The organism is Klebsiella sp. BIGb0399, from assembly GCF_003752615.1.
GTDB lineage: Bacteria > Pseudomonadota > Gammaproteobacteria > Enterobacterales > Enterobacteriaceae > Klebsiella > Klebsiella lignicola.
Map to the genome: position 1 here is coordinate 13,618 of NZ_RKHT01000008.1, position 24,877 is coordinate 38,494.

23 protein-coding genes are annotated in these 24,877 nt (G+C 52.8%); 20 read left to right on the forward strand and 3 right to left on the reverse strand.

Going from position 1 to position 24,877, the window contains the following annotated elements:
• Positions 1-4 precede the first annotated feature (4 nt).
• Positions 5-997 (reverse strand): aspartate--ammonia ligase, encoded by a 993-nt coding sequence (gene asnA / locus EDF82_RS18365; protein ID WP_123756962.1) that lies wholly within the window; start codon positions 995-997, stop codon positions 5-7.
• Positions 998-1,149: 152 nt separating this feature from the next.
• On the opposite strand from asnA, the gene asnC reads away from it, so the two are divergent.
• From asnC to EDF82_RS18435, 13 genes are all read left to right on the forward strand, one after another.
• On the forward strand, positions 1,150-1,608 hold the full coding sequence (gene asnC / locus EDF82_RS18370; protein WP_045853727.1) for a transcriptional regulator AsnC: 459 nt from the start codon (positions 1,150-1,152) through the stop codon (positions 1,606-1,608).
• Positions 1,609-1,699: 91 nt separating this feature from the next.
• Complete coding sequence (mioC, locus tag EDF82_RS18375; protein ID WP_123756963.1) at positions 1,700-2,140, forward strand: FMN-binding protein MioC; 441 nt, start codon at positions 1,700-1,702, stop codon at positions 2,138-2,140.
• A 381-nt stretch (positions 2,141-2,521) separates the two neighbouring features.
• Positions 2,522-4,411: a tRNA uridine-5-carboxymethylaminomethyl(34) synthesis enzyme MnmG gene (gene mnmG / locus EDF82_RS18385; protein WP_123756964.1), complete on the forward strand. Its 1,890-nt coding sequence runs from the start codon at positions 2,522-2,524 to the stop codon at positions 4,409-4,411.
• A gap of 108 nt (positions 4,412-4,519) precedes the next feature.
• Positions 4,520-5,143 carry a 16S rRNA (guanine(527)-N(7))-methyltransferase RsmG gene (rsmG, locus tag EDF82_RS18390; RefSeq protein WP_123756965.1) on the forward strand — a complete coding sequence of 208 codons (624 nt, stop codon included), beginning with the start codon at positions 4,520-4,522 and terminating at the stop codon, positions 5,141-5,143.
• A 614-nt stretch (positions 5,144-5,757) separates the two neighbouring features.
• The gene (atpI, locus tag EDF82_RS18395) at positions 5,758-6,138 is read left to right on the forward strand and encodes a F0F1 ATP synthase subunit I (protein WP_123756966.1); all 381 of its coding nucleotides are present in this window, start codon (positions 5,758-5,760) and stop codon (positions 6,136-6,138) included.
• Between the two features lie 8 nt (positions 6,139-6,146).
• Positions 6,147-6,962: a F0F1 ATP synthase subunit A gene (gene atpB / locus EDF82_RS18400; RefSeq protein ID WP_123756967.1), complete on the forward strand. Its 816-nt coding sequence runs from the start codon at positions 6,147-6,149 to the stop codon at positions 6,960-6,962.
• Between the two features lie 47 nt (positions 6,963-7,009).
• Positions 7,010-7,249 (forward strand): F0F1 ATP synthase subunit C, encoded by a 240-nt coding sequence (gene atpE / locus EDF82_RS18405; protein WP_000429386.1) that lies wholly within the window; start codon positions 7,010-7,012, stop codon positions 7,247-7,249.
• 54 nt (positions 7,250-7,303) lie between these two features.
• On the forward strand, positions 7,304-7,774 hold the full coding sequence (atpF, locus tag EDF82_RS18410; RefSeq protein ID WP_004869221.1) for a F0F1 ATP synthase subunit B: 471 nt from the start codon (positions 7,304-7,306) through the stop codon (positions 7,772-7,774).
• Positions 7,775-7,788: 14 nt separating this feature from the next.
• A complete protein-coding gene (gene atpH, locus EDF82_RS18415) occupies positions 7,789-8,322 on the forward strand; it encodes a F0F1 ATP synthase subunit delta (protein WP_123756968.1) in 534 nt (177 codons plus the stop codon).
• 12 nt (positions 8,323-8,334) lie between these two features.
• Positions 8,335-9,876: a F0F1 ATP synthase subunit alpha gene (atpA, locus tag EDF82_RS18420; RefSeq protein WP_123756969.1), complete on the forward strand. Its 1,542-nt coding sequence runs from the start codon at positions 8,335-8,337 to the stop codon at positions 9,874-9,876.
• Between the two features lie 50 nt (positions 9,877-9,926).
• A complete protein-coding gene (atpG, locus tag EDF82_RS18425; RefSeq protein ID WP_123756970.1) occupies positions 9,927-10,790 on the forward strand; it encodes a F0F1 ATP synthase subunit gamma in 864 nt (287 codons plus the stop codon).
• A 26-nt stretch (positions 10,791-10,816) separates the two neighbouring features.
• A complete protein-coding gene (gene atpD, locus EDF82_RS18430) occupies positions 10,817-12,199 on the forward strand; it encodes a F0F1 ATP synthase subunit beta (RefSeq protein WP_004869217.1) in 1,383 nt (460 codons plus the stop codon).
• Positions 12,200-12,219: 20 nt separating this feature from the next.
• Positions 12,220-12,639, forward strand: a complete 420-nt coding sequence (locus EDF82_RS18435) for a F0F1 ATP synthase subunit epsilon (RefSeq protein ID WP_123756971.1) — start codon at positions 12,220-12,222, stop codon at positions 12,637-12,639.
• A gap of 420 nt (positions 12,640-13,059) precedes the next feature.
• Here the strand turns inward: EDF82_RS18435 and EDF82_RS18440 are convergent, their stop codons facing one another.
• Entirely contained in the window at positions 13,060-15,231 is a 2,172-nt protein-coding gene (locus EDF82_RS18440) for a right-handed parallel beta-helix repeat-containing protein (RefSeq protein ID WP_123756972.1), read from the reverse strand.
• A gap of 346 nt (positions 15,232-15,577) precedes the next feature.
• On the opposite strand from EDF82_RS18440, the gene glmU reads away from it, so the two are divergent.
• The 7 genes from glmU (at position 15,578) to phoU (ending at position 24,123) form a co-directional block, all read left to right on the forward strand.
• Positions 15,578-16,948: a bifunctional UDP-N-acetylglucosamine diphosphorylase/glucosamine-1-phosphate N-acetyltransferase GlmU gene (gene glmU, locus EDF82_RS18445; RefSeq protein WP_123756973.1), complete on the forward strand. Its 1,371-nt coding sequence runs from the start codon at positions 15,578-15,580 to the stop codon at positions 16,946-16,948.
• A gap of 308 nt (positions 16,949-17,256) precedes the next feature.
• Complete coding sequence (gene glmS, locus EDF82_RS18450) at positions 17,257-19,086, forward strand: glutamine--fructose-6-phosphate transaminase (isomerizing) (protein ID WP_123756974.1); 1,830 nt, start codon at positions 17,257-17,259, stop codon at positions 19,084-19,086.
• 340 nt (positions 19,087-19,426) lie between these two features.
• Positions 19,427-20,467 (forward strand): phosphate ABC transporter substrate-binding protein PstS, encoded by a 1,041-nt coding sequence (pstS, locus tag EDF82_RS18455; RefSeq protein ID WP_123756975.1) that lies wholly within the window; start codon positions 19,427-19,429, stop codon positions 20,465-20,467.
• Positions 20,468-20,592: 125 nt separating this feature from the next.
• Positions 20,593-21,552 (forward strand): phosphate ABC transporter permease PstC, encoded by a 960-nt coding sequence (pstC, locus tag EDF82_RS18460; protein WP_123756976.1) that lies wholly within the window; start codon positions 20,593-20,595, stop codon positions 21,550-21,552.
• Complete coding sequence (pstA, locus tag EDF82_RS18465) at positions 21,552-22,442, forward strand: phosphate ABC transporter permease PstA (RefSeq protein ID WP_123756977.1); 891 nt, start codon at positions 21,552-21,554, stop codon at positions 22,440-22,442. The genes pstC and pstA overlap by 1 nt, the downstream gene beginning before the upstream one ends.
• A 45-nt stretch (positions 22,443-22,487) precedes the next feature.
• On the forward strand, positions 22,488-23,261 hold the full coding sequence (gene pstB / locus EDF82_RS18470; RefSeq protein WP_123756978.1) for a phosphate ABC transporter ATP-binding protein PstB: 774 nt from the start codon (positions 22,488-22,490) through the stop codon (positions 23,259-23,261).
• A gap of 136 nt (positions 23,262-23,397) precedes the next feature.
• Positions 23,398-24,123: a phosphate signaling complex protein PhoU gene (phoU, locus tag EDF82_RS18475; protein ID WP_123756979.1), complete on the forward strand. Its 726-nt coding sequence runs from the start codon at positions 23,398-23,400 to the stop codon at positions 24,121-24,123.
• A 57-nt stretch (positions 24,124-24,180) separates the two neighbouring features.
• Here phoU and yieH read toward each other — a convergent pair whose 3' ends face one another.
• A complete protein-coding gene (gene yieH, locus EDF82_RS18480) occupies positions 24,181-24,846 on the reverse strand; it encodes a 6-phosphogluconate phosphatase (RefSeq protein WP_123756980.1) in 666 nt (221 codons plus the stop codon).
• Positions 24,847-24,877 lie beyond the last annotated feature (31 nt).

Consider the following 24,877-nt stretch of genomic DNA (forward strand, 5'->3'; position numbering starts at 1 on the left):
TCTATTAAAGAAGCGCGTCCACGCTCTCACGAACCTGAGCTGGCCATACGCCGCACTGTACCTGGCCAATATGGTCAAGCTGCAGCAGCAACATGGTCAGACGAGACTGGCCAATACCGCCGCCGATCGTCTGCGGCATCTCACCGCGCAGCAGCGCCTGGTGCCACTCCAGCTTCAGGCGATCTTCATCACCGGTGATCGCCAGCTGGCGTTTCAGTGCATCAGCATCCACGCGGATCCCCATGGAAGAGATCTCGAACGCGTCTTCCAGAACCGGGTTCCACACCAGAATATCGCCATTCAGGCCGCTCAAGCCTTCATCGGCTGAGGTGCTCCAGTCATCATAATCCGGCGCACGAACATCGTGACGCTGACCATCAGAAAGCTTTCCGCCAATACCAATAAGGAATACGGCACCCAGCTCTTTGGCAATCGCCCGCTCACGCCCTTTGGCATCGAGGCCTGGATAGCGGCTCAGCAGCTCCTGGCTATGAACAAACTGAATCTGCTCTGGCAGGAACGGTGCCAGCCCAAACTCTTTACATGCCGCGGCTTCGGTCGCTTTGATCCCGGCGTAGATCGCCTCTACGGTCGATTTCAATGTCCCGACGTGGCGCTCACCATCCCCCATCACGCGTTCCCAGTCCCACTGGTCGACGTAAACAGAGTGAATGGCGGTCAGTCGGTCTTCATCGGGGCGAAGGGCTTTCATGTGCGTGTAGAGCCCTTCGCCCGCGCTGAAGTCGTGTTGTCCCAGGGTTTGACGTTTCCATTTCGCCAGCGAATGAACCACTTCGAACTGAGCGTCTGGCAGTGTTTTCACTTTAACCTGAACCGCTTTCTCGCTACCAGAGAGGTTGTCCTGAGTCCCGTCTCCCACGCGGCTTAAAATAGGTGCCTGGACTTCAATCAGACCAAGCTTCTCTTCCAGCTGGCGGGAAAAGTGCGACTTAACGAAACTAATCTGGCGTTGTTTTGCGATGTATGCGGTTTTCATTTTTTTTAACTCCTGCGTCCTGTTGGTATTGATTAAGCAACAAAACAGGCCACCAATTCAATAATCAAACAACAAAAAGCCGGGTTCACTTTTGATTCATTAAAATATCAGGCTAATATAGAAAGAATCATTAAACATCATAAGAAAAAACTATGGAAAATTATCAGATCGACAATCTGGACCGCGGCATCCTTGAGGCATTAATGGCCAATGCGCGCACGGCGTACGCGGAACTGGCCAAACAGTTTGGCGTCAGCCCCGGCACCATCCATGTGCGCGTAGAGAAGATGAAACAGGCGGGGATCATTACCGGCGCACGCATCGACGTGAATCCTAAACAGCTCGGCTACGACGTCTGCTGCTTTATCGGCATTATTTTGAAAAGCGCCAAAGACTATCCTTCCGCGCTGGCCAGACTCGAAAGCCTCGACGAGGTCACCGAGGCCTACTACACCACCGGGCACTACAGCATCTTTATCAAGGTGATGTGCCGCTCGATCGATGCCCTGCAACAGGTACTTATCAACAAGATCCAAACAATCGATGAAATTCAGTCCACCGAGACGCTGATCTCCCTGCAGAACCCGATCATGCGGACCATCCGCCCGTGATCGGGCTTTTTTAATCCCACATTTTCCACAGGTAGATCCCAGCTCACACACAGCGTACAATGTGCCACTCTGAATAATTGAGCAGACGATCATGGCAGACATTACGCTTATCAGCGGCAGTACCCTGGGCAGTGCGGAATATGTAGCGGAGCATCTGGCTGAAAAGCTGGAAGAGGCGGGCTACAGCACCGAAATCCAGCACGGTCCGTTGATCGAGGATCTGCAGGCTGAAGGGATCTGGCTAGTTATCTCCTCTACTCATGGTGCAGGTGATATCCCTGATAACCTGCTGCCGTTCTTTGAAGCTATTCAGGAACAACGCGCAGACCTGTCTGCCGTGCGTTTTGGCGCCATTGGTATTGGCAGCCGGGAATATGACACCTTCTGCGGAGCCATCGACAAGATCGACAGCGCGCTGAAAGCATGCGGCGCAAAACAGATCGGCGAAACGCTGAAGATAAATGTGCTGGAACATGAAATTCCGGAAGATCCGGCAGAGATTTGGGTCGGATCCTGGAAAGATTTACTCTGAGTTTTGTAAAGATCGTCCGTTTTTCTGTGTATAACTCTGCTTAAAAGCTCTGATCAACCGGTAGTTATCCAAAGAATAACCCTTGCTCGCTTTTTGGGCTGTGCATAACCCTTCATTTTGATCCCAGCTTATACGGAACAGGATCACCGATCATTCACAGATAGTGATCCTTCTTAACCGGTTGATCTTAAAGTCTGGATCCGGTTTATCCACAGACAAGCTCGATCCTAATAAGAGATCACAATAAAACAGATCTCTAAATAAAAGATCTTCTTTTTAATACTCAAGATCCCGGAGCTTTCTCGATCGACTAAAGTTGAGTAGAATCCACGGCCCGGGCTTCAATCCATTTTCAAACCGCTTTATGCGAGGCATACCACCATGTTTTATCAGGATCCTTTTGACGTCATCATCATTGGCGGGGGTCATGCAGGCACTGAGGCCGCGATGGCCGCAGCGCGAATGGGTCAACAAACCCTGCTTTTGACACACAATATCGACACGCTGGGGCAGATGAGCTGCAATCCGGCGATTGGCGGCATTGGGAAAGGACACCTGGTAAAAGAAGTGGATGCACTTGGCGGCCTGATGGCGAAAGCGATCGACCAGGCAGGCATTCAGTTTAGGATACTAAACGCCAGCAAAGGCCCGGCGGTACGTGCCACCCGAGCACAGGCTGACCGTGTACTCTATCGCCAGGCGGTTCGCACGGCCCTGGAAAACCAGCCAAACCTGATGATCTTCCAGCAGGCGGTTGAAGATCTGATTGTCGAAAACGATCGCGTTGTCGGCGCAGTGACCCAGATGGGCCTGAAATTCCGCGCCAAAGCGGTGGTCCTGACCGTAGGGACGTTCCTCGACGGCAAGATCCACATTGGCCTGGATAACTACAGCGGTGGCCGTGCAGGCGATCCGCCGTCTATCCCGCTCTCTCGTCGCTTGCGTGAACTGCCGCTGCGCGTTAGCCGTCTGAAAACCGGGACGCCGCCGCGTATTGACGCCCGCACTATCGACTTCAGCGTTCTGGCACCACAGCATGGCGATAACCCAATGCCGGTCTTCTCGTTCATGGGCTCTGCGGATCAGCATCCGCGTCAGGTTCCGTGCTACATCACGTATACCAACGAGAAAACCCATGACGTGATCCGCAATAACCTCGATCGCAGCCCGATGTACGCCGGGGTGATTGAAGGGATCGGTCCACGCTATTGCCCGTCGATCGAAGACAAAGTGATGCGCTTTGCCGATCGCAACCAGCATCAGATCTTCCTCGAGCCGGAAGGGCTGACCTCAAACGAAATTTATCCGAACGGCATCTCCACCAGCCTGCCATTCGATGTACAAATGCAGATTGTTCGCTCGATGCAAGGCATGGAGAACGCCAAAATCGTTCGCCCAGGCTACGCTATTGAGTACGACTTCTTCGATCCTCGCGATCTGAAGCCGACGCTGGAAAGTAAATATATCCACGGCCTGTTCTTTGCCGGTCAGATCAACGGGACTACCGGATACGAAGAAGCCGCTGCCCAAGGTCTGCTTGCTGGCCTCAACGCCGGTCGCTTCTCTGCAGAAAAAGAGGGTTGGGCGCCAGCGCGTTCTGAAGCTTACCTGGGTGTACTGGTCGACGACCTGTGCACGCTCGGTACCAAAGAACCGTACCGCATGTTTACCTCCCGCGCGGAGTATCGTCTGATGCTGCGCGAGGATAATGCCGATCTGCGCCTGACCGAACAGGGGCGTGAGCTGGGTCTGGTCGATGATGAACGCTGGGCGCGTTTCAATCAGAAGCTGGAAAGCATTGAGCTTGAACGTCAGCGCCTGAAATCGACCTGGGTTTACCCGGCAGCAGACAGCGTTGAAGCCGTTAACGCGCATCTGAGCGCGCCGCTTTCTCGCGAAGCCAGCGGTGAAGATTTACTCCGTCGTCCGGAAATGACCTACGAGCAACTGGTCCAGCTGCCACCATTCGCGCCGGGCCTGGGAGATACGCAGGCCGCAGAGCAGGTTGAGATTCAGGTCAAATACGAAGGCTATATTGCGCGCCAGCAGGAAGAGATCGAAAGGCAGCAGCGTAATGAGAATACGATACTGCCGGCGACCCTTGATTACCGCCAGGTGATTGGGCTGTCGAATGAAGTCATTGCCAAGCTAAACGATCACAAGCCGTCTTCGATCGGCCAGGCTACCCGTATTTCAGGCGTGACCCCTGCGGCGATCTCCATTTTGCTGATCTGGCTGAAAAAACAGGGCATGCTGCGCCGCAGCGCATAATCTATTTCATTGTCTTCCGGCGGGTGGTGCATGGCTAACCCGCCTCACAAGCTTGTATGCCCGGTTAGCGTTAGCGCACCGGGCAAATTATTCAGACAGGTATCAACAGTGCTTAACAAACTTTCTCATCTGCTTGCAGAAGCTGGCATTTCGCTCTCCGATCACCAGAAAAATCAGCTGGTAGGGTATGTTGGACTGCTGGATAAGTGGAACAAGGCCTATAACCTGACTTCCGTTCGCGATCCGAACGAAATGTTGGTACGCCATATTCTCGATAGCATTGTCGTTGCGCCGCACCTGAAAGGCAGCCGCTTTATCGATGTCGGAACAGGACCGGGTCTGCCGGGGATCCCTCTGGCTATCGTCTGCCCGCAGTCGCACTTCACGCTGCTGGACAGCCTTGGCAAGCGTGTACGCTTTCTTCGCCAGGTTCAGCATGAGCTAAAACTGGATAACATCGAGCCGGTACAAAGCCGCGTGGAAGCGTTTCCGGCAGAGCCGCCGTTTGATGGCGTCATCAGCCGTGCCTTTGCTTCACTCAATGACATGGTGAGCTGGTGTCACCACCTGCCGACGGAAGAGGGCGCTTTCTACGCGCTTAAAGGCGTTGCTCAGGAAGAGGAAATGGCCAATCTTCCGGAAGGATATGTGGTCAGCGAGGTGATTGAACTGCAGGTTCCGCAGCTGGAAGGGGAGCGCCATTTGGTGCTTATTAAACCAAAAAAGATTTAAATTTTATCAAAAAATGTGAAAAAAAAAGTCTGCCGCGTGTTACAAAAATGGACGTCAGTACGCGCGGATATCGGACTCTTTTTAACCATGTTTTTACTAAGGGTTATCCAGTCGTTAACCTTGGCAATTTGTTAACAGATAATATAGTCAACACTGAAAATATCAGCGTGCTAAAAATACAGGCGCTGACAAAGCATACGAATGTTAAATTTTTATTATAAATGTCAATGAGTAGTTTTTATTGTATATAGGGTTGTTTTATAAATTGTCGCTATTTTTTGTCTTTAATATCAAAACGATGAAATCAGACAATTTATGAACAGAATTAATTCGATTAAGCCAAAAATGTTTAATATGTGATCTGTCGCACGCTTTGTTTTCTGTGTTTTCTCAGTATTTGCAGTTTCGTATGATCGCTCACAGATTGGTAAAATGCAGGAAAAGTTGCCAGTCAGAAAATAATTAAACATTTATTCACTATTTTGCTACTTATTGTTTGAAATCACGGGGCGTCACCGTATAATTTGTCCGCTTTTTGATGCTTGACTCTTCGTCTTAAAGGACGTTTTATACGACACGCGACATACCTCAAAGGGAGCAGGAGTAAAAACGTGATGTCTGTGTCGCTCTTGAGTCGAAACGTTGCTCGTAAGCTTCTGTTTATTCAGTTACTGGCAGTAATAGCAAGTGGACTGCTGTTCAGCCTAAAAGACCCCTTCTGGGGCATCTCCGCAGTATGCGGAGGTTTGGCGGTTGTTTTGCCAAACATGTTTTTTATGATTTTTGCCTGGCGTCATCAGGCGCATACACCATCTAAAGGCCGTGTGGCCTGGACCTTCGCCTTCGGTGAAGCATTCAAGGTGTTGCTGACCTTTGCCCTCCTCGCGATGGCGCTGGCCGTTTTCAAAGTGGTATTCATGCCGCTGATAGTGACGTGGGTTTTGGTGCTGGTGGTACAAATTCTGGCACCAGCTGTAATTAACAACAAAGGGTAAAAGGCATCATGGCTGCAGAAAATATGACGCCGCAGGAATACATAGGTCACCATCTGAACAACCTTCAGTTGGACCTGCGTACTTTCTCGCTGGTGGATCCGCACAACCCCCCGGCCACCTTCTGGACGCTCAACATTGACTCCATGTTCTTCTCAGTGGTGCTCGGTCTGTTGTTCCTTACCATTTTCCGTAGCGTTGCTAAAAAAGCGACCAGCGGTGTTCCTGGTAAGCTCCAGACGGCCGTTGAGATGACCATTGGCTTCGTCCATGGCAGCGTCAAAGATATGTATCATGGCAAGAGCAAGCTGATTGCTCCGCTGGCCCTCACCGTGTTTGTCTGGGTATTCCTGATGAACCTGATGGACCTGCTGCCAATCGACCTGATTCCTTACATCGGTGAGCACATTTTCGGCCTGCCTGCACTGCGTGTCGTTCCGTCTGCTGACGTGAACATCACCCTGTCGATGGCACTTGGCGTGTTTATCCTGATTCTTTTCTACAGCATCAAAATGAAAGGCGTGGGTGGGTTCGTTAAAGAACTGACACTGCAGCCGTTCAATCACTGGGCGTTCATTCCTGTCAACTTAATCCTTGAAGGGGTAAGCCTGCTGTCCAAACCGGTATCACTTGGTCTGCGACTGTTCGGCAACATGTATGCCGGTGAGCTGATTTTCATTCTGATTGCTGGTCTGTTGCCGTGGTGGTCACAGTGGATTCTGAATGTGCCATGGGCCATTTTCCACATCCTGATTATTACGCTGCAAGCCTTCATCTTCATGGTTCTGACGATTGTCTATCTGTCGATGGCGTCTGAAGAGCATTGATTTTTACCAACATACTACGTTTTTACTGAAACAAACTGGAGACTGTCATGGAAAACCTGAATATGGATCTGCTGTACATGGCTGCCGCTGTGATGATGGGTCTGGCGGCGATCGGTGCTGCGATCGGTATCGGCATCCTCGGGGGCAAATTCCTGGAAGGCGCAGCGCGTCAACCGGATCTGATTCCTCTGCTGCGTACTCAGTTCTTTATCGTTATGGGTCTGGTGGATGCTATCCCGATGATCGCTGTAGGTCTGGGTCTGTACGTGATGTTTGCTGTCGCGTAGTAAGTTGTTCGAAAGAAACCTAAGCCACAGAGTTAATTTAAGAGGTATTGTGCTGTGAACATGAACGCAACAATCCTCGGCCAGGCCATCGCGTTTGTTCTTTTCGTATGGTTCTGCATGAAGTACGTATGGCCGCCTTTAATGGCTGCCATCGAAAAGCGCCAGAAAGAGATTTCTGACGGTTTGGCTTCTGCAGAACGCGCTAAGAAAGATTTGGACCTTGCACAGGCCAACGCGACCGACCAGCTGAAAAAAGCGAAGGCGGAAGCCCAGGTCATCATCGAGCAGGCGAACAAGCGTCGCTCTCAGATGCTGGACGAAGCTAAAGCTGAAGCAGAACAGGAACGCACCAAAATCGTCGCACAGGCGCAGGCTGAAATCGATGCCGAACGTAAACGTGCTCGTGAGGAGCTGCGTAAGCAGGTCGCTATCCTGGCTGTTGCTGGCGCCGAGAAGATCATCGAACGTTCCGTGGATGAAGCTGCTAACAGCGACATCGTGGACAAACTTGTCGCTGAACTGTAAGGAGGGAGGGGCTGATGTCTGAATTTGTAACGGTAGCTCGCCCCTACGCCAAAGCAGCTTTTGACTTTGCCGTCGAACACAAAAGTGTTGAACGCTGGCAGGATATGCTGGCGTTTGCCGCTGAAGTGACCAAAAACGAACAAATGGCAGAGCTTCTGTCCGGTGCTCTGGCGCCGGAAACGCTCTCTGAAGCGTTCATTGCGGTCTGCGGTGAGCAACTGGACGAAAATGGCCAGAACCTGATTCGGGTTATGGCAGAAAATGGTCGTCTTAAGGTGCTCCCGGATGTTCTCGAGCAGTTCATTCACCTGCGCGCTGCCAGTGAGGCAACCGCAGAGGTAGATGTTATTTCTGCCTCCCAGCTGAGTGAAGAACAGCTTGCGAAGATCGTCGGCGCGATGGAAAAACGTCTGTCACGCAAAGTTAAGCTGAATTGCAAAATCGATAAGTCTGTTATGGCAGGTGTTATCATCCGTGCGGGTGATATGGTCATTGATGGTAGCGTACGCGGCCGTCTTGATCGCCTGGCAGACGTCTTGCAGTCTTAAGGGGACTGGAGCATGCAACTGAATTCCACCGAAATCAGCGAACTGATCAAGCAGCGCATTGCTCAGTTCAATGTTGTGAGCGAGGCTCACAACGAAGGTACGATTGTTTCCGTCAGTGACGGTGTTATCCGCATCCACGGCCTGGCCGATTGTATGCAGGGTGAAATGATCTCTCTGCCGGGTAACCGTTACGCTATCGCACTGAACCTGGAGCGCGACTCCGTTGGTGCAGTTGTGATGGGTCCGTACGCTGACCTTGCCGAAGGCATGAAAGTCAAATGTACTGGCCGTATCCTTGAAGTTCCGGTAGGCCGTGGCCTGCTGGGTCGCGTGGTGAACACCCTGGGTGCACCAATCGACGGTAAAGGTCCGGTTGATAACGATGGCTTCTCGCCAATCGAAGTTATCGCACCAGGCGTTATTGAACGTCAGTCCGTCGACCAGCCGGTACAAACCGGTTATAAATCTGTCGATGCGATGATTCCAATCGGTCGTGGCCAGCGTGAGCTGATCATCGGTGACCGTCAGACCGGTAAAACCGCGATGGCAATCGATGCGATCATCAACCAGCGCGATTCCGGTATCAAATGCGTCTACGTCGCTATCGGCCAGAAAGCATCCACTATTTCTAACGTGGTTCGTAAACTGGAAGAGCACGGCGCGCTGTCCAACACTATCGTTGTTGTTGCGACCGCTTCCGAGTCTGCTGCACTGCAATACCTGGCGCCGTATGCCGGTTGCGCAATGGGCGAATACTTCCGTGACCGCGGTGAAGATGCGCTGATCGTATACGATGACCTGTCTAAACAGGCTGTTGCTTATCGTCAGGTTTCCCTGCTGCTCCGTCGTCCGCCAGGACGTGAAGCATTCCCGGGCGACGTTTTCTACCTCCACTCCCGTCTGCTGGAGCGCGCATCCCGCGTTAACGCTGAGTACGTTGAGAAATTCACCAATGGTGAAGTTAAAGGTAAAACCGGCTCCCTGACTGCACTGCCGATTATCGAAACCCAGGCGGGTGACGTTTCTGCGTTCGTTCCGACCAACGTAATTTCCATTACCGATGGTCAGATCTTCCTGGAAACCAACCTGTTTAACTCTGGTATTCGTCCTGCGGTTAACCCGGGTATCTCCGTATCCCGTGTTGGTGGTGCTGCTCAGACCAAGATCATCAAGAAACTGTCCGGTGGTATCCGTACCGCGCTGGCACAGTATCGTGAACTGGCTGCGTTCTCTCAGTTCGCATCCGATCTGGATGAAGCAACCCGTAAACAGCTGAGCCATGGTCAGAAAGTAACCGAGCTGCTGAAACAGAAACAGTATGCTCCGATGTCTGTAGCACAGCAGGGCCTGGTCCTGTTTGCTGCTGAACGTGGTTACCTCGAAGATGTGGAACTGGCGAAAATCGGTAGTTTCGAAGCCGCTCTGCTGGCTTACGTTGACCGTGACCACGCTCCGCTGATGCAAGAGATTAACCAGACCGGTGGCTATAACGACGAGATCGAAGGCAAGCTGAAAAGCATCCTCGACTCCTTTAAAGCAACCCAGTCCTGGTAAAGTCTGGCGGCTTGCCTTAGGGCAGGCCGCAAGGCATTGAGGAGAAGTTCATGGCCGGCGCAAAAGAGATACGTAGTAAGATCGCAAGCGTCCAGAACACGCAAAAGATCACTAAAGCGATGGAAATGGTCGCCGCTTCCAAAATGCGTAAATCGCAGGAGCGCATGGCGGCCAGCCGTCCTTATGCAGAAACCATGCGCAAAGTGATTGGTCACCTTGCAAACGGTAATCTGGAATATAAGCACCCTTACCTGGAAGAACGCGACGTTAAACGCGTGGGCTACCTGGTGGTGTCAACCGACCGTGGTCTGTGCGGTGGCTTGAACATTAACCTGTTCAAGAAAGTGCTGGCAGATATGAAAGTATGGTCCGATAAAGGCGTTCAGAGCGATATCGCAATGATCGGCTCTAAAGGCGTCTCTTTCTTTAGTTCCGTAGGTGGCAATATTGTCGCCCAGGTGACCGGCATGGGTGATAACCCGTCCCTGTCCGAACTGATCGGTCCGGTAAAAGTGATGTTGCAGGCCTATGATGAAGGCCGTCTGGACAAGCTGTACGTTGTCAGCAACAAATTTATTAATACCATGTCCCAGACACCGACTATCACTCAGCTGCTGCCGTTACCGGCATCAGATGATGCTGATCTGAAGCGTAAATCCTGGGATTATCTGTATGAACCAGACCCGAAAGCGCTGCTGGATACCCTCCTGCGTCGTTATGTCGAGTCCCAGGTTTATCAGGGCGTGGTAGAAAACCTGGCCAGCGAGCAGGCCGCACGTATGGTGGCGATGAAAGCCGCAACCGATAATGGCGGCAGCCTGATTAAAGAGCTGCAGTTGGTATACAACAAAGCTCGTCAGGCCAGCATTACTCAGGAACTCACCGAAATCGTCGGTGGTGCATCCGCGGTATAACCAGGTTAATTCGTAGAGGATTCAAGATGGCTACTGGAAAAATTGTCCAGGTAATCGGCGCCGTGGTTGACGTCGAATTCCCTCAGGATGCCGTACCGCGCGTGTACGATGCTCTTGAGGTACAAAATGGTAATGAGAGCCTGGTGCTGGAAGTTCAGCAGCAGCTCGGTGGTGGTATCGTACGTGCTATCGCCATGGGTTCTTCCGACGGTCTGCGTCGTGGTCTGGAAGTTAAAGACCTTGAGCACCCGATCGAAGTCCCGGTTGGTAAAGCAACGCTGGGTCGTATCATGAACGTGCTGGGTCAGCCGATCGATATGAAAGGCGACATCGGCGAAGAAGAACGTTGGGCGATTCACCGTGCAGCACCTTCCTATGAAGAGCTCTCCAGCTCTCAGGAACTGCTGGAAACCGGCATCAAAGTTATCGACCTGATGTGTCCGTTCGCGAAGGGCGGTAAAGTCGGTCTGTTCGGTGGTGCGGGTGTTGGTAAAACCGTAAACATGATGGAGCTGATCCGTAACATCGCGATCGAACACTCCGGTTACTCCGTGTTTGCTGGTGTTGGTGAGCGTACTCGTGAGGGTAACGACTTCTACCACGAAATGACCGACTCCAACGTTCTGGATAAAGTATCCCTGGTTTACGGCCAGATGAACGAGCCGCCGGGAAACCGTCTGCGCGTTGCACTGACCGGCCTGACCATGGCTGAGAAATTCCGTGACGAAGGTCGTGACGTTCTGCTGTTCGTCGATAACATCTATCGTTATACCCTGGCCGGTACAGAAGTATCTGCACTGCTGGGTCGTATGCCTTCTGCGGTAGGTTATCAGCCGACGCTGGCGGAAGAGATGGGCGTTCTGCAGGAACGTATCACCTCCACCAAAACCGGTTCTATCACTTCCGTACAGGCAGTATACGTACCTGCGGATGACTTGACTGACCCATCCCCAGCCACCACCTTTGCTCACTTAGATGCAACCGTGGTACTGAGCCGTCAGATCGCGTCTCTGGGTATCTACCCGGCCGTTGACCCGCTGGACTCCACCAGCCGTCAGCTGGATCCGCTGGTTGTTGGTCAGGAACACTACGACACCGCGCGTGGCGTACAGTCCCTGCTGCAGCGTTATCAGGAACTGAAAGACATCATCGCGATCCTGGGTATGGATGAGCTGTCTGAAGAAGATAAACTGGTGGTAGCTCGCGCTCGTAAAATTCAGCGCTTCCTGTCCCAGCCGTTCTTCGTGGCAGAAGTATTTACCGGTTCTCCGGGCAAATACGTCTCCCTGAAAGACACGATCCGTGGCTTTAAAGGCATCATGGAAGGCGAATACGATCACCTGCCAGAGCAGGCGTTCTACATGGTCGGTTCTATCGACGAAGCCGTAGAAAAAGCCAAAAAACTTTAACGCCTTAATCGGAGGGTGATATGGCAATGACTTACCACCTGGACGTCGTCAGCGCAGAGAAACAAATGTTCTCTGGTCTGGTCGAAAAAATCCAGGTAACGGGTAGTGAAGGTGAACTGGGTATTTACCCGGGTCACGCACCGCTGCTCACCGCCATTAAGCCTGGTATGATTCGCATCGTTAAACAGCACGGTCATGAAGAGTTTATCTACCTGTCTGGCGGCATTCTTGAAGTGCAGCCTGGTAGCACGACCGTTCTGGCTGATACGGCAATTCGTGGCCAGGATCTCGACGAAGCGCGAGCCCTGGAATCGAAGCGTAAAGCCGAAGAGCATATCAATAGCTCTCACGGCGACGTAGATTACGCTCAGGCGTCTGCGGAACTGGCCAAAGCGATCGCCAAACTGCGCGTTATCGAGTTGACCAAAAAAGCGATGTAACACCGGCTTGAAAGTTAAAAAGCCAGTCTGGTTTCCAGGCTGGTTTTTTTTATGGTTCCGTTTCAGAAAAGATGAAACTAAAAAGCGAGTTCAATATTTTTGTGATGAATGTCTCATTTTTGTTGATCGATTAAAAAATGAGGCGTAGACTTGGTTTTGTGATGTGAGTCACAAAAATAACCCATCAAAATTAATCGCTATCCAGGAAGTCATCATGAAACTGATCAATAAAATCGTCGCTTTCTTCAGTGCTATGAACGTTACCTTTGGTACTTTCAACAACTGAGAATAAAACTTTCCAGACTGCATTTGCGCTGTCCCGCTAACTAAAACGACAACACATGCGGTGTAAAGCAGAAAAGAAAAAAGGTCGCCTGAGGGCGACCTTTGTGTTTGTGGTCTTCCAGAAAACGCGACAGACTAGTTGCGGCTGAGGAAGTCCCCGGTAGCAAAGCTCCCGTCATCGCGGCGCAGCAGCGGGTCCGGCAGCGCCAGGGTTTCATAATCGGCGCTCTGAATGGTTTTTCCTTCCGCGTCTACGCTTTTACCGTCACGAATGAAGTAGTTGTTTGCCTCGATGTTGCCGACGACGGCGTCATCATATTTCCCCGGCTGGCTACGCAGCGACAGGTTGTCGCTGAAGTGGCCCTGAGTGTCGGGCTTACCATAAGGACTCGGGCGGAAAATATAGTTAAAGCGCTGGTTATCGACCGCCACGTTATTGACCACCACCAGCTTGCCGGGGTTGAAATTATCGGTGAACCCGTCCAGATGGTTGCCAATCGCAATGCTGTTACGCACCTCGTGCGCCACCGGTTGCCCTTCCCCGCCGAGCTTGAACCCGTTGCTGGTGTTGTTCTGCGCAATTGAATTCTCGATCACCACAACGCCGTTGGCGCCGTCTTCAATCTTGTTGAACAGGTCGAAGCCATCGTCGATATTGTCGTGTGCGTAGCACCCTTCCAGACGGTTCCCTTCCCCGACCCGCATTTTGACCGCAAAACCATCGGCGTTAATCTTACCGGGATCGGCATTATTGAAGGATTCTGAATTAATGACCCGGTTATAGCTGGCCCACAGCGGGCGACCGATCTTATCCGGAGAGGAAATCTGGATCCCGGTATCATCGTTTTGGTAAGCGGTGACGTTTTCGATCAGGTTATGGCTCCCCTGGATACGCAGGCTTTTATCGGTGACCGAGATCCCGTTGATATGCCAGTAGCTCGCATCCAGTAACAGACCGTGAATAACGGCTTTACCGTCGGCCTGCAGCGTCTTACTGCTGTCTTTCAGTCCACTGGCCTGCAGCGGAATGACCGTTTGCGGGTAGTCTCCGGCGGCTAACACAATCTTGCCTCCTGGCGGCAGCAGTTCCACGGCGGTGGAGAGATCGAGCGGAGAATCTGCCGTCCCTTTAGCATCAGCCTTCCCCTGAGGCGCGACGTACAGCGTGTTGCCTGAAATGCGCGGGTTGTGCTCAACCGTCACACGTTGCGTCACGGGCTTTTGGCCACCGGCGGGGGTAAAATCAATCTCAAAGGTACTCTTCTCTTTGAGCGTCGCAGGTTGGGTCAGCATCTCACCCGCTTTGACCTTTTTGTTTTGCCCGATGGTGATTTCGTCCTGACGGACGGTAAAGTCACCATCGTAATTTGCCCGGACCTGCAGCACATAATCGGCACGTTGGCTGGTGGCCCCTGACGCAATTTGCATGACCGCCGGCCAGGCTTTGGCAACATACGGTTTAGAGACCACAGTTTGGGCGGGAGAGGTCACCAGGGAGGCGTTACTGACGGTTATCTTCGCGTTACGTGATGCAAAAAAGCCGACATAGTAGTTATCTTTATCCTGTCGGGTAACCAGATCGGCATGCGGTACGTTTTGGCTAACCCAGGCATCGCTGCCGACCGGCGCCCACGACGTAATAAACCCCTCGTTGGTGCGTTCCAGTCGCAGCTGGAATTCAGGCGTCTGCTTCACATCAACGTTTTCTTTATAACTCAGCTTATTGATAGAAGAGCCTGCGTTCCCCCATGGCTGGGTAATCCCGTCACGAGTGATAGCCTGCAGCTTCACGCGGTCATGATCTTTTTTATCCTGCGTCATGATGGCGTTCATGACCATATTGGAGGCTGCCGGAAACTCTTCGTAACCAACCATTAAAGGCTGGTGACGCGGATTGCCGATGACATCACGCACCAGCAGGCCGGCCCCTTCCTGTGCCGCCGGCAGGGCGCCGTTTTCCGGGCCAAACTGATCGACCTTCACCGTTGCCTGCAGGACAAAGTTCTCGCCTGACGGTAGCTCGGTATAAAAGAAGGTCAGGCCATCGTGTGAGTTGGCAATTTTTCCGCCACGGCTTTCAATGGTGACCGGCGCGCTGAGATCGGCAACATCTTGTGGGGTCAGCTTTTTTCCCGCGATGGTCACATCGTTGACGCCGATTTTATCTGTCAGCACGTTAGAAGAAAAATTAACGTCAGTCGATTGACCAAACGCGATGCCTCGCCAGAGATGTTGCTCGTCAGCCTGCAGCGGCAATGCGATAATTGTGCTGCAAAGGGCTAATGCCAAAGGTATTTTGTTATTCATTTTTTGCTCCAGGGTAAATATTGACCAGCATTATCATGATAATGAAATAGCGTTTCTATTTACCGCGTCACAATAAGTGAATATTGAAATATCGTTTTATTTTTTAACGTGAGCTTTATTCATTCATCGAAAAAACAAGAAAAGCAGTGAGATAGCAGCCTTTTATCTCCTTTATTATGTTTTTTAGGAGATAAACTCATTTGCAGTGGTGAAAAATAGCGCCATAAAATGGTGTATATCGTTGAGCCAGGGCGTTTTCTCCTCGTCTCGTTTCATGATGAAAAATATGTAGATATTTCAACGTGAAAGGCTTTTACTTTTCGTTCTAACAGCTGTCAGGATGCGTATGTCAAACAGTGCGATGAGCGTGGTTATCCTTGCCGCAGGCAAAGGGACCCGCATGTATTCCGATCTTCCTAAGGTGCTGCACTCCCTGGCCGGGAAGCCAATGGTGCAACATGTTATTGATGCTACTAAAGATTTAGGCGCCACCGCCGTACATCTGGTGTACGGGCACGGCGGCGATCTGCTGCGTCAGACGCTGCATGAAGACAATCTCAACTGGGTCTTACAGGCCGAACAGCTCGGTACTGGTCATGCGATGCAGCAGGCGGCGCCGTTCTTCCGTGATGATGAAGACATCATGATGCTGTATGGCGATGTGCCGCTGATCTCTGTCGATACGCTCCAGCGTCTGCGTGCGGCCAAACCGCAGGGCGGCATTGGCCTGCTGACGGTCAAGCTGGACGATCCGAGCGGCTACGGGCGCATCACGCGTGAAAACGGCCAGGTCACCGGCATTGTTGAGCACAAAGATGCCAGCGATGAACAGCGTCAAATTCAGGAAATCAATACCGGGATTTTGATCGCCGGCGGGGCGGACCTAAAACGTTGGCTGGCGAAGCTGACCAATAACAACGTGCAGGGTGAATACTACATCACCGACATTATCGCTATGGCCTATCAGGAAGGCCGGGAAATCGTTGCCGTACATCCGCAGCGTTTGAGCGAAGTGGAAGGGGTGAACAACCGCCTGCAGCTCTCCCGTCTGGAACGCGTCTACCAGTCTGAACAAGCGGAAAAATTGCTGTTAGCGGGCGTGATGCTGCGCGATCCGGCACGTTTTGATCTGCGCGGAACGCTGACACACGGGCGCGATGTTGAGATTGATACTAACGTTATTCTGGAAGGTAACGTTGTTCTCGGCGAACGCGTGAAGATCGGCACCGGCTGCATCATTAAAAACAGCCGCATTGATGATGACTGCGAGATCAGCCCCTATTCGGTGGTGGAAGACGCTCATCTGCATGCCGCCTGCACCATCGGACCGTTCGCGCGTCTGCGTCCAGGTGCTGAACTGCTGGAAGGTGCCCATGTTGGCAACTTCGTCGAAATGAAAAAAGCGCGTCTGGGCAAGGGATCGAAAGCCGGTCATCTTAGCTATCTGGGTGATGCGGAGATTGGCGATAACGTTAATATCGGCGCCGGTACCATTACCTGTAACTACGATGGTGCCAATAAGTTTAAAACCATCATCGGCGACGATGTGTTTGTCGGTTCCGACACACAGCTGGTGGCGCCGGTGACGGTAGGAAATGGCGTGACCATCGCCGCCGGTACCACGGTGACGCGCGACATTGCCGATAACGAACTGGTGTTAAGCCGCGTGCCGCAGGTCCATAAACAGGGCTGGCAACGTCCGGTGAAGAAAAAGTAATTTTTGGATTGTCGCCGGGTATGAAAATAGTCCGGCGAATCAGGATGAGAGGAACAACATAGTTCCCCGTCCGCAGGCAGTACCATAAAAATAACCCCACTCTCTACAAGGCTCGGGGCGCCCGAAAAGGGCATGACTCAAAGAATGTCGTGTTGTGACAAGGCGGCAAGCGTGAGAGTCCATGGGAGCTTACTTGAGTAAGTGACGATGGCGAGCACGTGCAGCCAACGCAGTCACAGCGTGAAAGACGAGAGTTATACAGGTCGGCGACAACGCATGGCATAACGCCATTATCAGGAAATTTAACTATGTGTGGAATTGTTGGCGCAGTCGCGCAGCGTGATATTGCTGAAATCCTTCTCGAAGGTTTACGTCGTCTGGAATACCGTGGCTATGACTCTGCCGGTCTGGCAGTGGTTGATAACGAAGGACATATGTCCCGCGTTCGTCGCCTTGGTAAAGTCCAGATGCTGGCTCAGGCAGTCGAAGAGCAGCCGTTACACGGCGGTACCGGGATTGCCCATACCCGCTGGGCGACGCACGGCGAACCGTCAGAAGGCAACGCGCACCCGCATGTTTCTGAACACATTGTGGTGGTCCATAACGGCATCATCGAAAACCACGAACCGCTGCGAGAACTGCTGCAGTCCCGCGGCTATGTCTTTGTCTCAGAGACCGACACCGAGGTGATTGCTCACCTGGTGCATTGGGAGCTGGAACAAGGCGGTACGCTGCGCGAAGCGGTGCTGCGCACTATCCCTCAGCTGCGCGGTGCTTACGGCACGGTGATTATGGATACCCGCGATCCGGCGACGTTGCTGGCTGCCCGTTCTGGTAGCCCGCTGGTTATCGGTCTGGGGATGGGGGAAAACTTCATCGCGTCCGATCAGCTGGCGCTGCTGCCGGTGACTCGCCGCTTTATCTTCCTTGAAGAGGGCGATATCGCTGAAGTCACGCGTCGTTCCGTTGTGATCTTCGATAAATCAGGCGCGGAAGTGAAACGCCCGGATATCGAATCCAACCTGCAATATGACGCCGGTGATAAAGGTATCTATCGCCACTACATGCAGAAAGAGATTTACGAGCAGCCAAACGCTATTAAAAACACGCTCTCCGGGCGTATCAGCCATGGTGAAGTGGATCTCAGCGAGCTGGGAGCCAATGCCAACGAGATGCTGTCTCAGGTTGAGCATATCCAGATCGTCGCCTGCGGGACCTCGTACAACTCCGGTATGGTTTCTCGCTACTGGTTTGAAGCGCTGGCTGGCGTTCCTTGTGACGTAGAAATCGCCTCTGAATTCCGCTATCGCAAATCAGCGGTGCGCCGCAACAGCCTGATGATCACCCTCTCTCAGTCCGGTGAGACGGCTGATACTCTGGCCGCTCTGCGTTTGTCAAAAGAGCTGGGCTACCTCGGTTCACTGGCGATTTGTAACGTTGCCGGCTCTTCGCTGGTGCGTGAGTCCGATTTGTCGTTAATGACCAAAGCGGGCACCGAGATTGGCGTTGCCTCGACCAAGGCTTTCACCACTCAACTGACCGTGCTGCTGCTGCTGGTGGCAAAACTGGCGCGCCTCAAAGGCCAGGATGCGGCGATTGAGCACGATATTGTGCATGGTCTGCAGGCTCTGCCAAACCGTATTGAGCAGATGCTGTCTCAGGATAAGCGTATTGAAGCGCTGGCCGAGAACTTCTCTGATAAGCACCATGCGCTGTTCCTCGGCCGTGGCGATCAGTACCCGATCGCACTGGAAGGGGCGCTGAAGCTGAAAGAGATCTCTTACATCCACGCGGAAGCCTACGCGGCAGGCGAGCTGAAACACGGGCCTCTGGCACTGATTGATGCTGAAATGCCGGTGATTGTGGTGGCACCGAACAACGAACTGCTGGAAAAACTGAAATCCAACATTGAGGAAGTTCGCGCCCGTGGGGGTCAGCTGTACGTCTTCGCCGACGGCGAGGCCGGGTTCAACAGCAGCGACAACATGCACATCATCGAAATGCCGCATGTGGAAGAGGTGATTGCGCCGATCTTCTACACCGTGCCGCTGCAGCTGCTGGCGTACCACGTCGCGCTGATTAAAGGCACCGACGTTGACCAGCCGCGTAACCTGGCGAAATCGGTCACCGTAGAATAAAACAACACCTGTCGTGACAAGGGCTGCCATTCGGCGGCCCTTTTTTATCCCTTCCAGCGATTTTTTCATCGCCCTGAAAAAAAATGCCCGGGCGCTGGTTTATGACAAACCGTCATCTTCGACTACGATCTTAAGTGTCATAAAAAGAAAATTTTCCTGCAATGTTTCGGTCACGAAAGAAATTAACATTATGATTTATATTGTTTTTATTTTTCCGCGATCGCCATCTTTTTGGGTGTCATAAAACTGTAATAATTCGTACATTTTACTGTCACCTCTTTGTCCTATTTTGCTCACCATAGCCTTGAAACAACAATTTACGAACCCAGCAGGAGACATTATGAACGTTATGCGTACCACCGTCGCAACAGTTGTCGCCGCGACCTTATCGATGAGCGCTTTCTCTGCTTTTGCAGCAGCAAGTCTGACTGGCGCGGGCGCAACTTTCCCTGCTCCGGTGTATGCCAAATGGGCTGATACCTATCAGAAAGAAACCAGCAATAAAGTGAACTACCAGGGGATCGGCTCTTCCGGTGGTGTAAAACAGATTATTGCTAACACCGTTGATTTCGGTGCTTCTGATGCTCCTCTGTCTGATGACAAGCTGGCGCAGGAAGGCCTGTTCCAGTTCCCGACCGTGATCGGCGGCGTGGTGCTGGCGATCAACCTGCCGGGCGTGAAGTCTGGCGAGCTGGTTCTGGACGGTAAAACGCTGGGCAATATCTACCTCGGCAAAATTAAGAAGTGGGATGATGAAGCGATCGCTAAACTCAACCCAGGTATGAAACTGCCTGCGCAGAACATTGCTGTCGTGCGTCGCGCTGACGGTTCCGGTACTTCCTTCGTGTTCACCAGCTACCTGTCAAAAGTGAACGAAGAGTGGAAATCTAAGATTGGCGCGGGCTCTACCGTTAACTGGCCGACCGGTCTGGGCGGTAAAGGCAACGACGGTATCGCGGCTTTCGTTCAGCGTCTGCCGGGCTCCATTGGCTACGTTGAATACGCTTACGCTAAGCAGAACAATCTGGCTTATACCAAGCTGCTCTCCGCAGATGGCAAGCCGGTTAGCCCGACCGAAGATAACTTTGCTAACGCCGCAAAAGGTATCGATTGGAGCAAATCCTTCGCACAGGATCTGACCAACCAGAACGGTGAGAATGCATGGCCGATCACCTCAACGACCTTTATCCTGGTACACAAAGCGACCACCAAACCAGAGCAGACAGCAGAAGTGCTGAAGTTCTTCGACTGGGCGTACAAAAATGGCGGTAAAGAAGCTAACGCCCTGGATTACGCAACGCTGCCGGAAAGCGTGGTTGAGCAGGTTCGTTCTGCATGGAAAACCAACGTGAAAGACAGCAGCGGTAAAGCGCTGTACTAAATACCCGTCACACTTCGAGCCGCAGCTGCATTGGCTGCAACTCGAATTATTTAGGGTATAGCATTACGTTAGCCTGGAGGCACGGTAAAATGCGCGCCTCCAGGCCCAAACAGAAAGAGTAACTTATGGCTGCAACCAAGCCGGCATTTAACCCTCCGGGGAAAAAGGGTGACATAATTTTCAGCGTGCTGGTCAAACTGGCGGCGCTGATTGTGCTATTGATGCTGGGCGGCATCATCGTTTCCCTCATTATTTCTTCCTGGCCAAGCATTCAGAAGTTTGGTTTTTCCTTTTTGTGGACCAAAGAGTGGGATGCGCCAAACGAAATCTTCGGTGCGCTGGTGCCCATCTACGGGACGCTGGTGACCTCGTTTATTGCGTTACTGATTGCCGTCCCGGTGAGTTTTGGTATCGCGCTGTTCCTGACCGAACTTTCTCCTGCCTGGCTGAAGCGTCCTCTTGGTATCGCGATTGAACTGCTGGCGGCTATCCCGAGTATTGTTTATGGCATGTGGGGCCTGTTTATCTTTGCCCCGCTGTTTGCGAAGTACTTCCAGGAGCCGGTCGGCAACGTACTGTCGACGATCCCGTTTGTTGGCGCCCTGTTTGCCGGTCCGGCGTTTGGTATCGGTATTCTGGCCGCTGGCGTGATCCTCGCCATCATGATCATCCCGTACATTGCGGCGGTGATGCGTGATGTGTTCGAACAGACGCCGGTCATGATGAAAGAGTCGGCCTATGGTATCGGCTGCACCACCTGGGAAGTTATCTGGCGCATCGTGCTGCCTTTTACCAAGAACGGGGTTATTGGCGGGGTGATGCTGGGTCTGGGACGTGCGCTGGGGGAAACCATGGCGGTGACCTTTATCATCGGCAACACCTACCAGCTGGATAGCGCGTCGCTGTATATGCCGGGCAACAGTATTACCTCCGCACTGGCGAATGAGTTTGCCGAAGCTGAAAGCGGCCTGCACGTGGCAGCGCTGATGGAGCTGGGGCTGATCCTGTTCGTGATTACCTTTATTGTTCTGGCCGCATCGAAGTTCATGGTGATGCGTCTGGCGAAGAATGAGGGAGCTCGTTAATGGCGACGATCGAATTGCAAACTACTGCAGAGCTGGCGGAATCCCGCCGTAAGATGCAGGCCAAACGTCGGTTGAAAAACCGCATCGCCCTGACGCTTTCTATGGGCACCATGGCCTTCGGTCTGTTCTGGCTTATCTGGATCCTGATGGCCACCATCACCCGTGGTTTTGATGGCATGAGCCTGGCGCTGTTTACCGAAATGACGCCGCCGCCGAACACCGCAGGCGGTGGTCTGGCAAACGCCCTGGCGGGCAGCGGCCTGCTGATCCTGTGGTCGACGATTTTTGGTACGCCGCTGGGCATCATGGCGGGGATTTACCTGGCGGAATATGGCCGTAAGTCGGTTCTGGCGGAAGTGATTCGTTTTATTAACGACATTCTGCTTTCCGCACCGTCTATCGTGGTGGGGCTGTTTGTCTACACCATCGTGGTCGCGCAGATGCAGCACTTTTCCGGCTGGGCCGGCGTGATTGCGCTGGCGCTGTTGCAGGTTCCTATTGTTATTCGTACCACCGAAAACATGCTGAAACTGGTGCCGGATAGCCTGCGTGAAGCCGCGTATGCGCTGGGGACGCCGAAGTGGAAAATGATTTCCGCGATCACGCTGAAGGCCTCGGTATCCGGCATCATGACCGGGATCTTGCTGGCTATCGCACGTATCGCCGGGGAAACGGCACCGCTGCTGTTTACCGCGCTCTCCAACCAGTTCTGGAGCACCGATATGATGCAGCCGATCGCCAACCTGCCGGTGACCATTTTCAAATTTGCCATGAGTCCGTTCGCGGAGTGGCAGCAACTGGCATGGGCCGGGGTATTGATTATCACCCTGTGCGTATTGCTGCTGAACATTCTGGCGCGCGTTATTTTCGCGAAGAATAAACACGGTTAATTTTTGCGGCGCGGCGAAATGCGGCGCCGAATGAGGAAGAGATTGATGAGTATGGTGAATGCGACCCCGGGTAAACTTTCAGTTCGTAACCTGAACTTCTACTACGGAAAATTCCATGCCCTGAAAAACATTAACCTGGATATCACCAAAAACCAGGTTACGGCGTTTATCGGTCCGTCAGGCTGTGGTAAATCAACGCTGCTGCGTACCTTTAACAAAATGTTCCAGCTGTATCCGGAGCAGCGCGCCGAAGGCGAGATCCTGCTGGATGGCGACAATATTCTGACCAATACTCAGGATATTGCGCTGCTGCGGGCGAAAGTAGGCATGGTTTTCCAGAAGCCGACGCCGTTCCCGATGTCGATCTATGACAATATCGCCTTCGGTGTGCGCCTGTTTGAAAAGCTGTCCCGTGCGGATATGGACGAGCGCGTGCAGTGGGCGTTGACCAAGGCCGCGTTATGGAACGAAACCAAAGATAAACTGCACCAGAGCGGCTATTCGCTCTCCGGTGGCCAGCAGCAGCGTCTGTGCATCGCCCGCGGTATCGCGATCCGCCCGGAAGTGTTGCTGCTTGATGAGCCGTGTTCAGCGCTGGACCCGATCTCCACCGGGCGCATTGAAGAGCTGATCACCGAGCTGAAACAGGATTACACCGTCGTTATCGTTACCCACAACATGCAGCAGGCTGCGCGTTGTTCAGACCATACGGCATTTATGTATCTTGGCGAGCTGATTGAATTCAGTAACACGGACGATCTGTTTACCAAGCCCGCGAAGAAGCAAACTGAAGATTATATTACTGGCCGCTACGGTTGATATGCCCTTCAGCTTTCAAGCGATAACGCGTTGGCTGCCTTTGCTCACCCCGGTCACGTAGTAGACTACGCACCCGGGGATTCGCGCAGTTGCCGCCTTGCTCTCGCTCGAACTCTTTTGGGCATCTGGAGAAATGATGGATAATTTAAACCTTAATAAACATATTTCCGGCCAGTTCAATGCTGAACTGGAGTATATCCGCACCCAGGTATTGACCATGGGTGGGCTGGTGGAACAGCAGCTTTCTGATGCCATCACCGCGATGCACAATCAGGACAGCGAGCTGGCAAAACGGGTTATTGACGGCGATAAGCAGGTCAACATGATGGAAGTCGCGATCGATGAAGCCTGCGTGCGCATCATCGCGAAACGCCAGCCTACCGCCAGCGACCTGCGCCTGGTGATGGCGATCATCAAAACCATCGCCGAACTGGAACGTATCGGCGACGTCGCGGATAAAATCTGCCGCACCGCGCTGGAGAAGTTTTCTCAGCAGCACCAGCCGCTGCTAGTGAGCCTGGAGTCGCTGGGACGTCACACCGTGCAGATGCTGCATGATGTGCTGGACGCCTTTGCGCGCATGGATCTGGACGAGGCCGTGCGTATCTATCGCGAAGATAAGAAAGTCGATCAGGAATATGAGGGCATCGTGCGTCAGTTGATGACCTACATGATGGAAGATTCACGCACCATCCCCAGCGTGCTGACCGCCCTGTTCTGCGCCCGTTCAATCGAGCGTATCGGCGACCGTTGCCAGAACATTTGCGAATACATCTTCTACTTCGTGAAGGGTCAGGACTTCCGTCACGTTGGCGGCGACGAGCTGGACAAACTGCTGGCGGGGAAAGACCCGAAAGAGTAATCCCGGCGATACGGCGCGTGCCGGGCTACAGAGCAGCGTAGCCCGGCTGAGCGGCTCTTAACGCGTGACCTCCCACCCTCGTGCTTTCCACAGCGCTGGCAACTGTGCCAGATCGGTAAAGGTCGTCACTTTTGGATGGTCGATCGGTTTGTTGTGCGGATCGGCGCAGAAGTAAAAGACCTCCATGCCAGCATCGATTCCTGACTGCGCGCCCGCGCTGGAATCATCCACCAGAATGCAGTTCTCAACGTTAACGTTCATCGCTTTTGCCGCGTGAAACATCAGCGCCGGATCAGGCTTCCAGCGCTGGATATCGTAGCCGCTGTACAGTTGTTCAGGGAAATGGTGCAACATGCCGGTTCTCCCGAGCGAGTGCTGCATTTTGCTGACCGGGCCGTTAGAGACGACGCACATCGGCACGCTGACCGCCTCCAGCAGCGTTTCCGCACCGGCGATAGCCTGCAGCTCGGAGTCAAACAGGCGCGCGACTTCCGCCCGATAAATCGGCTCAAGCTCCGGTTTCTGCAGGTTGACGCCGTACTCTTCGTTGATGGTGTCGATGATTTCGTAGAGTTTTACCCCCTTGAAACGTTTGAAGATTTCTTCCAGATCCAGCGTAATGCCGAACGCGTTGAACATGTGAACATAGGCGCGGGAACAGATCACCTCGCTGTCGACCAGCGTTCCGTCACAGTCGAAAAACAGAGCTTCTATTTGAGACATGCCGTTTCCATTCAAACAAGTTTAACGTTTT

Excerpts from the sequence above, each read along its gene's own strand:
- asnA (WP_123756962.1), bottom strand. The coding sequence starts at position 997 with ATGAAAACCGCATACATCGCAAAACAACGCCAGATTAGTTTCGTTAAG.
- asnC (WP_045853727.1), top strand. The coding sequence starts at position 1,150 with ATGGAAAATTATCAGATCGACAATCTGGACCGCGGCATCCTTGAGGCA.
- mioC (WP_123756963.1), top strand. The coding sequence starts at position 1,700 with ATGGCAGACATTACGCTTATCAGCGGCAGTACCCTGGGCAGTGCGGAA.
- mnmG (WP_123756964.1), top strand. The coding sequence starts at position 2,522 with ATGTTTTATCAGGATCCTTTTGACGTCATCATCATTGGCGGGGGTCAT.
- atpI (WP_123756966.1), top strand. The coding sequence starts at position 5,758 with ATGTCTGTGTCGCTCTTGAGTCGAAACGTTGCTCGTAAGCTTCTGTTT.
- atpB (WP_123756967.1), top strand. The coding sequence starts at position 6,147 with ATGGCTGCAGAAAATATGACGCCGCAGGAATACATAGGTCACCATCTG.
- atpE (WP_000429386.1), top strand. The coding sequence starts at position 7,010 with ATGGAAAACCTGAATATGGATCTGCTGTACATGGCTGCCGCTGTGATG.
- atpH (WP_123756968.1), top strand. The coding sequence starts at position 7,789 with ATGTCTGAATTTGTAACGGTAGCTCGCCCCTACGCCAAAGCAGCTTTT.
- atpA (WP_123756969.1), top strand. The coding sequence starts at position 8,335 with ATGCAACTGAATTCCACCGAAATCAGCGAACTGATCAAGCAGCGCATT.
- atpG (WP_123756970.1), top strand. The coding sequence starts at position 9,927 with ATGGCCGGCGCAAAAGAGATACGTAGTAAGATCGCAAGCGTCCAGAAC.
- atpD (WP_004869217.1), top strand. The coding sequence starts at position 10,817 with ATGGCTACTGGAAAAATTGTCCAGGTAATCGGCGCCGTGGTTGACGTC.
- EDF82_RS18435 (WP_123756971.1), top strand. The coding sequence starts at position 12,220 with ATGGCAATGACTTACCACCTGGACGTCGTCAGCGCAGAGAAACAAATG.
- EDF82_RS18440 (WP_123756972.1), bottom strand. The coding sequence starts at position 15,231 with ATGAATAACAAAATACCTTTGGCATTAGCCCTTTGCAGCACAATTATC.
- glmU (WP_123756973.1), top strand. The coding sequence starts at position 15,578 with ATGTCAAACAGTGCGATGAGCGTGGTTATCCTTGCCGCAGGCAAAGGG.
- glmS (WP_123756974.1), top strand. The coding sequence starts at position 17,257 with ATGTGTGGAATTGTTGGCGCAGTCGCGCAGCGTGATATTGCTGAAATC.
- pstS (WP_123756975.1), top strand. The coding sequence starts at position 19,427 with ATGAACGTTATGCGTACCACCGTCGCAACAGTTGTCGCCGCGACCTTA.
- pstC (WP_123756976.1), top strand. The coding sequence starts at position 20,593 with ATGGCTGCAACCAAGCCGGCATTTAACCCTCCGGGGAAAAAGGGTGAC.
- pstA (WP_123756977.1), top strand. The coding sequence starts at position 21,552 with ATGGCGACGATCGAATTGCAAACTACTGCAGAGCTGGCGGAATCCCGC.
- pstB (WP_123756978.1), top strand. The coding sequence starts at position 22,488 with ATGAGTATGGTGAATGCGACCCCGGGTAAACTTTCAGTTCGTAACCTG.
- phoU (WP_123756979.1), top strand. The coding sequence starts at position 23,398 with ATGGATAATTTAAACCTTAATAAACATATTTCCGGCCAGTTCAATGCT.
- yieH (WP_123756980.1), bottom strand. The coding sequence starts at position 24,846 with ATGTCTCAAATAGAAGCTCTGTTTTTCGACTGTGACGGAACGCTGGTC.